Origin of the sequence: Rhodococcus sp. I2R, from assembly GCF_020889545.1 — a bacterium.
Lineage (GTDB): Bacteria > Actinomycetota > Actinomycetes > Mycobacteriales > Mycobacteriaceae > Rhodococcoides.
Map to the genome: position 1 here is coordinate 23,189 of NZ_JAHUTG010000036.1, position 7,538 is coordinate 30,726.

The 7,538-nt window shown below is 59.8% G+C and carries 2 protein-coding genes; both read right to left on the minus strand.

The annotated features are described in order from the left end of the window. Positions 1 to 704: 704 nt before the first annotated feature. Positions 705 to 4,145, minus strand: coding sequence for a hypothetical protein (locus tag KVY23_RS23665; RefSeq protein ID WP_230558415.1), 3,441 nt, complete (start codon positions 4,143 to 4,145; stop codon positions 705 to 707). Positions 4,146 to 5,014: 869 nt separating this feature from the next. Further along, entirely contained in the window at positions 5,015 to 7,006 is a 1,992-nt protein-coding gene (locus tag KVY23_RS23670) for a restriction endonuclease (RefSeq protein ID WP_230558416.1), read from the minus strand. Between the last annotated feature and the right edge of the window lie 532 nt (positions 7,007 to 7,538).

The following is a 7,538-nucleotide window of genomic DNA, read 5'->3' on the forward strand; positions in this document are numbered from 1 at the left end:
ACCGACACTGCAATCCGGCCCGGCAACCTCCCGCACAGTCCGAGTGCATCCACCTGCATCCACGCGTAACTCACCGGTGAATTAGCAGCGTCGTTCGTCAACAATTCGAGCACCGCGGAATGTGATATCGTCTCTTCACCTCGGAAGCTGCACGCTCCGGGGACCAAGAATGACCGCGAATTTTAGCCTGATGGACACAACAGAATACTTCAACTCGTTGCGTGTGGTACGGGTCTGGTGTGCCGTTCGATTCGGTGCTTCAGGTCGTGGCAGCGTGCAGCGTTCTTCTAGTCCTAGTTGCATTTCCTCTTCTGGAGACAACCTTTTCCAGGGTCGTAGCCTGTGAACCGTCCAGCGAAGCGAAATCGACGAAGGGAGTCAACATGATTCGTAAATCTTGGAGCTCATTGATGAACGTCTGTCACGGCCTCACAGGTGGTCTCCTGATCCTGACCAGACGCAACGATTTAACGTAGTCCAGCAAGTACGCACTCGGATAGTCGAGCAGGTGAGGAATCAGGTGGTCCCTCTCGACCTGGCATGCGCGATATCGAAATGCGCGGCGACCGAGTCCAGCTCATTGGGTTAACTGCTGTTCCCAAGCGATTCTGCACCCACGCCAACGTCGTTCGCATCCTCTGAGCATCGGCGAGCTCCGCCAATATGAACCTTCGGTATGCACGCTTTCGAAAACTTCGATGTCTCTACGCGCGCGAATCGCCGAGTGTTGCTACGACGTCTTTCAACGTAACAAACGCGAAAGAAGATCCCACGAACGCAGCACAAATTGGATGTCGCGTCACAAACAATGCCTCAACGGTTCGAGTTCTTGCCGATATACCGAGGGCTGACGCCAACTCATCTGGATACGGCCGAAGTTCGTCGTACTTACGCCCGAGTTGCGTAGCGTAGCAGAGCTTCCGACCCCGATCTTCGAAGAATTCCTTCAGCTGACGTGCCATCTCCGACGGAGAATAGACGTCAGCGGGGTCCTTGACCTCCAGCACGAAAATCCGATTGGAGTCGGACCTACCAGCGACGATGTCGATCTCGGTGCTTACTACCGGGATCCCGAGACGGCGGTGGCCGCCAACCTTGATCCGCTCGATGACCGTCCAACCATTCGATCTCAGCACTGAGGCAACCGTGTCCTCCAGTTCCCGGTTCTTGCTGTCACGAAAACGCTCTAGTGCAGCCTTCAACAGCTGCGGAGGTTCGGGCTGACTCCACGGAAGCTGGCCCTGAGACAGGTAGCGCTGATAGATCGACAGACTCGCGAAACAGTAATGCGGGGCTACGATCAGCGTTCCGTCTCTCAAAGACACAAGTGGACGAACGGATACACGCCGCCGCCTGCTCTTGGTCTGCCATGGCTTCCAGTCCTCGTTTTGCATATCTGCCCAGGTCGAAGTCAACGAATCGACACCTGCCTCGACCCGCGGACCTGAAGTCGAATCTTCACCCAGAACCGTGTTGTCGACAATATGCTGGACTACCTCTGTCTTGGACGCCGATATGATATTCCCCTCTGAGCCACTGGGCGGCCAGGACGCCAGCGCGAATAGAATCGTGAAGATGTCCATCCCGGACACGCCCGACGTGGTCAACATGGCCTCATCGATACCAGCGTCGACGGGCGAAGTCGGCGCGGGTTCCTCGTCTTCTGTTTCCCGCGAACTCGACATTGCGGAACGCACTCCGCTGTGGTCTGGGTTCAGATCGAGCTCGGCATCATGCCCATCCGCAGCATCGTCACCGAAGTTTTCGGCCGACTTTGCACGCGCAAACTCGGTTAGGTCGACGTCGAACGACACCTGACCGGACGGACTGGAAGATGCTGCCTCTGCTTGTATCTCGAACATCTCGCTGACAGAGATTCTTGTCGGCGTGACCTGATAGTGAACGCGTTCGCTGCGATCTGTCGCAGCGAGGTAGGAGTAGCCCGCCGCAATCGATTCCGCCCACGCTCTCTCCCCGACGGGCTCCACACCCGACGCTGCAGAACGCATCGCTGCCTCAAGGACAGATTCGATGGATCTGCGCAGCAGCAAGTGCTCATTTTGGAGCTCGGTGTACCGGTGCCGGGGATTCCAATCCAGAGTCAGATACCGGGCAGACTCAAGCACATCGCGTAGCTGTCTGTCGCGCCGGCTCAGCACGCGTTCGAGCTGTTCCATCCCGAACCGAATTAGGTCGTCCGCGTCATGGCGGACCAAACGGCGCGTCAGCACGTCAAGAGCAATTGGTGCCAGAGTATCGCGGTCTAGTTGCTGCGCGTCGCCCAATTCGTATTTCCCGGGCTCAATGCCCTTGTCCTTCACCGCAATAGCAACGGTCCGGTCCATTTCGGAGAGGAATGCGCGATCGAGTTCAACGGGATCCGGCAGCCGGTTGTTGATCGTGGGAACGGCCAGAGCTCGGATCGTGAGCGTCGGAGTTGCCTCGCACCAGTCGCGGTACACCCGATCGACCCCGCTACCCCTGATCCCGCAGCGACCAAGGACTACTCGAACTACCTCAGCCATCGCAATCTTAAGAGAGTCGGTAGACGGGTGGTCATCGAAGCGATCATGTAGTGCTCTCACCGCCAATCGAACTCGTTGCACACCGGGCTTCGTGGCGTCCCCAGCGACGTCGACGACCGACAAGACGTCTGCCCCCACGCGCGACGTGGAGGTCAACTCGACAACGTAGCCTCGAATACCGGTGCCAACGTGCACGTCTGCCCATGCCTCGGCAACCTGCCCGAAACCGAATGCAAAGGCACCGCTCAATCGATTCATGAACTCGAATTCATCTGCCGGCCCCATCGAGCCAACCGCCTCGATCGCCACGGACGGGTGACCGGTGTACAGGGTCCAACCTTCCATGCCTGGGAAAGGATGGACTCCGTTCCATTGCTCGACAGTCTCGCCATCACCCACCTGGTCGGGTTCGCCTCTGCTGTTTGCAACCGGAATCTCGTTACCTCGGATCGAGGTGAAGCGAAATGGGGTGGGCGGGCCTGACTCCGAATGGTCGACTCCGTCGAAGTCACGAAGTGGAGGCAACCCGAGCTCGAATAGTGCCTCCTCTGCACCTGAGAGCCGTTGCGCTCGTGCCCACTCCGCGCTTCCCATGTGCGGCTCAATCGTCATGAAGGTCGGAATCGATCCTCCTGAAAAGATCGTTTTTCCGTTCGATTTCCACCATTCCCACACATTGATGGTTTCCCAGCCCATATATCGAGGCGCATCGGGCCGTGAGAGATCCCTGCAGAATTCGAAGAGGTCGGTCTCCGAATCGGCGGTGGACGAGATCCAGGTCAGGTCATCCAAGGACATCGACGCCATTCGGTCGATTTGAGGCACAGCGATGTGACTAGGCGTAGCGACCACCATCAGTGGCACGACGTGGACGCTTCTGTCTAGTGTGACGGTTGCGCCAGGCATTCGAATCGGACTCCCTTGGCCGGAAGTTTCGCCGGTGGGCTGGTGCGCAGCCTCCGCCGCCGCCCACGGCACTCCGCTAGGAAAAGGAACTATTTCGAGTAGTGAGGTGATTTGAACGGCAATCGCGGTGTCGTCGTTTGCTATCGAAATCCATTGGACGACATTCTCGGGTGAGACTGTTGGAAGGTTGTCGATGTCCTGTGGACCTAGGATCTTGGTGCAAAATTTCCACAGGGCTCTTCGTACGCGAGCTGCTGAGACTTGCGCCCACTTCTCGTTCGCCTCAGCTGAATCGGCAAGGTAAGAGGCCAGTTTCGTGACTCCCAGCGTCAGCGCTTCGGGCAGGAATGCTAACGGTAGCCAGCGAGCCTCGGCGCACGTGTTCGACTCCACCCGTACGAACTCGTGAAATTGACTCTGTGGGTCGCCTGGGTCGTGCGGAAGAGAGTCCAGGCTCGAAGTTGCCCATTTCAGAGCGCGTTGGGCGCGGTCATCGTGGACTAGATGTTCGGGAGTCCCACCCAGCATGACCTGTCTCGCAGCGTCGACCTCATGTTGAGTCAACGCACTCGACTCCTCGTCTTTAACCTCGGGCCATGTCGGAGATAGTACGACCAGAGCCCAATCGACGTAGCGCAGAACCACGGTCATATAGTCCTCGATACCGAACCCCATTCGCTGGGCAATCAGATCATCGATCGCTGCGGCGACCAACAGCGCTCGCTCCACGTCAGCGACAGGACGTTCTACGGATCCAGGGAAGAGTCGTACGAGGTGATTCGAAAGCCGCACCACGATCCGGTCGCGGGGGTCCGGGGGCGTGAAATCCTGCATCACGCCGATGCTTCTATGCTCCCGCTCGGCCGACCTAATCAGGCCAGCGAATTCGGCGGCTGTGGTGTTGCTCCCTCCAACAGTCCCATTAGTCAACGTTGCATTCGCGATGGCACCTACCGCAAGCCAATGCTCTCGCGGTCCCGGCGATGCGCCCGCAGCAAACACGACCGTCCAGAGCGCTTCGAGGTCGTTCGACGCTATCCTGCGTACGAGAGGGAGGCTCGATTCCTGGCTCTTCCGTGATCTCTTCCTGCGGTTCAGCGGTCCTCCACGGATTCGTTGCCAGGCCGATCGGCAAAACAGCACGCGGCAATCATTTTCGACGACGCGGCAACCAAACCATACGATACGACAACAAGTCTCGCACCGCTGTCAGGCGAATCGCTCGGGCGGGAGTCCTATTTCGTCATCGACTTCATTCGTATACATCGTCGGCACCCGGTCCCAGCGCGGGCGCGGCGGTATGTATTCCTCGGTGTCAGGAAGTGGCCGTGCCGACACACGCGTGGATTGCGTTCAGCTTTGAGACGAGACGTTGACGGCGCTCATCTTGAGTGCTCAATTCTGCTTGTCGAAACTGCTCAACTTGTGGCTCTGCAAATTGGGCAGGTCTCTTTTCGGTGCCGATGGTCTTACCATGGCGGTATTTGCGAAAACCATGGCTGACGCCCCTGCAACTTCCACGGGACCACCGCCCCGAGCGATAGCCCTCACTCGGCATTACACGCCGCGTAGTCAAAGGCGTCTCACCCACAGGTGACTCTCGTTCGTGTACCGGTGTCGGTCGCGGTCCGTACCAAGTCGTCGTCAGGTGGCAATTTGTAGATAGCTCTGCAGCCAGGACCTGAGCTGTTCTCCGTCCACGAGTTGCAGGGGCTTGTTCTGAATGATGCTGTACGACGCCGGGCCGAAGTTCGACGTCGTGATGAGATTCCCTTGATTGCACCTTGTTGGCGGACGACGCTGTCGAGGGCGCGGACGTGGTCTGGTCCTACTTGTCCGGAGAATCGTTTCACCGACACTACGACCCGTCCACCGACGATGGGATCGTTGCTTTCGACGTACAGGTCGACTCCGCCGTCGCCGCTGCGCGGGGTTTCGGACACCACGTAGCCCATCGCTTCTACCAGTCGCGCCACCAGGCCTTCGAATTCCCACGGGTCGATCGTGCGGAGGTCCACTCTGCGCCCGGCGGGTCCACCTGCTGAGGTGTGCGAGGACAGCGGTGTCACGGCCGAGTAGTCGCTGGTGTCGCCGCCTTGTGCGCGCACGCTGGCCACCGGGTCGACGTTGCGTATGTCCATATGCCCGAGCTGCATTGGCGAAGTGACGAGCGTCGACCGACATACCCTGCGGGACACTCCGAACGCCGGATCGACCGACCACTCCCAGCAGTTGACGGCAATGACGACATCGGCGGGTAGGCCTGCCACGCTCGTCGCACATGCAGCAATATGAGCGTGCGAGAGCGCGGATGCAGCGAACAAGACTGTTGTGAGCCTCGACAGCTCCTTCGGCGGGAGGTTGGTCGTTTCCATCCGGTCGGTGGCGGCCACGTATCGGTATTTGTCGAACGGCTGCACTGATGACCTGTCGGGCACGGCTACATCGATCACGATCTTGTTGCCGGTGGGTTGTACTGACCACTGTTCGGCGTGACCGAAGGTCGGTTGCAGGTCCGCCGCCGCCAGACAGAGGCGCAGCCATTCCTGCACAGCTAGGGTGTGATTCAGCCTTGATGCCTGTCGACGGAGTGCGTCCAGTACGGGCGCGAAGACGGCGGACGGTGCGTCGGTCACTGTCGGTGCTGTGGTTCGGCCCAAGTATCGACGCCAGGCGGGCTCATTCGTGCGCATCGACAGGGCGGCGACACCGAGCAGCGATGTGCTGTCCAACGCAGGGTTCGGAACAGTCCTCATGACGGAGTCGATGGCACTGTGCGAGTGCCGGAGTTCGTCGGTGAGCGTCGCCGCTTCAGCCCGGCGCTGATTGCGGTAGGCGGTGATCGTTGCCGACTGCGGCCGCGGGCGCGTCCATGGCAGGCGCACCGGTCGCCGTTGCTGCGGCCTGCGAGAAGCCACGCCAGCGCGCACCGCACCGATCAACTCTTCGACGCCGGCTCCGTCCCACGCGGAGGGGGCGACCGGATCTGGTTGCGCCGCTGGCGGGGTCGACGCTGGCGCATTTCGTCGTGGGGTGTCGGCGGCACCGGAAGGTGCCGGGACCGCTTCGACCTGGTCGACGACGTGGATGCCGTGCGTGGAGACGAGTCCGGCGACACCGTCCGCCCATCCTTGCGAGACCGCGCGGACCTTCCACTTCCCTGCGCGTCTGTACAGCTCGACGAGGATGACGCACCGTTCGTTGCTCAGACCCGTCAGTGCGTGAGTGGCGAACGGGTGTCCGTCGATGTCGATATGAACGACACCGCCTCCGTGAGTTAAGAAGCTGCCGGACACATCGTCGTCGAGTGCGGCCGCGACGAGAATGTTCTCGACGGACGGTGCAACATCACTGAGCGAGATAACCACAGCGTCGTTGTCCACCAGCCGAATTGGTGCCTGCTTTGGGCAGGGGTTGTTATAGAAGATCAGGTCGTCGTCGGAACGGACCGACCGACTGTCGTCCAAGAGCAGCGTGTACAGGTCGGTACTGTCGGTGGGCAATGCAGTCAAGAACCGCACTCGAATCTCGGCGCCGACTATCGCGGCGTTCGCACCCTTCGCCAACTCAACCATGAGAGCATTCTTCCTTCATTGGTAATCGGGTCGACGGTGGCCACCGTGCTGGTGCCCGGCACTGTCGGAATAGGGACCGTCACACTCGGTGGGGTTTAGCGTGGGGACGGCTGGCGCGCGGGGTAATGACCGGCGTCGACGGGTCGTGCGGCGAACGGACTGTCGTCACAGTCTGTCGAGAATTCCTGATTTCTTCGCCATGAATTCCTCGTCGGTGAGGATGCCGTCCCGGTCTTGCCCGCGAACACCTTGTCGGCTGCTGCGATGCGTCGATCAGCCGCTGCCGCAGGACCCGAACCGAACGCGCCTCAACCGTGTCGTTGGTAGCGGATACTCTTTCGTCGCCAGAATACAAATCACACGAAGCTCGGAGATCTTGATGGTTGAACCTGTCGGGGTTGACAAGGTCAACCTAATGGGACTTGATCGGCGAGTCTTCGGCTGGAGCTGGTGCAACCGGAGAACGCTGGTCACCGAGCCGCTGGTGGGTGAGCACTATTTCAACCTGGAGTGATTGTGTGACTCCTAACCC

What these genes read in the sequence shown, in the direction of transcription:
- KVY23_RS23670 (WP_230558416.1), bottom strand. Translation starts at nt 7,006, where the DNA reads ATGGTTGAGTTGGCGAAGGGTGCGAACGCCGCGATAGTCGGCGCCGAG.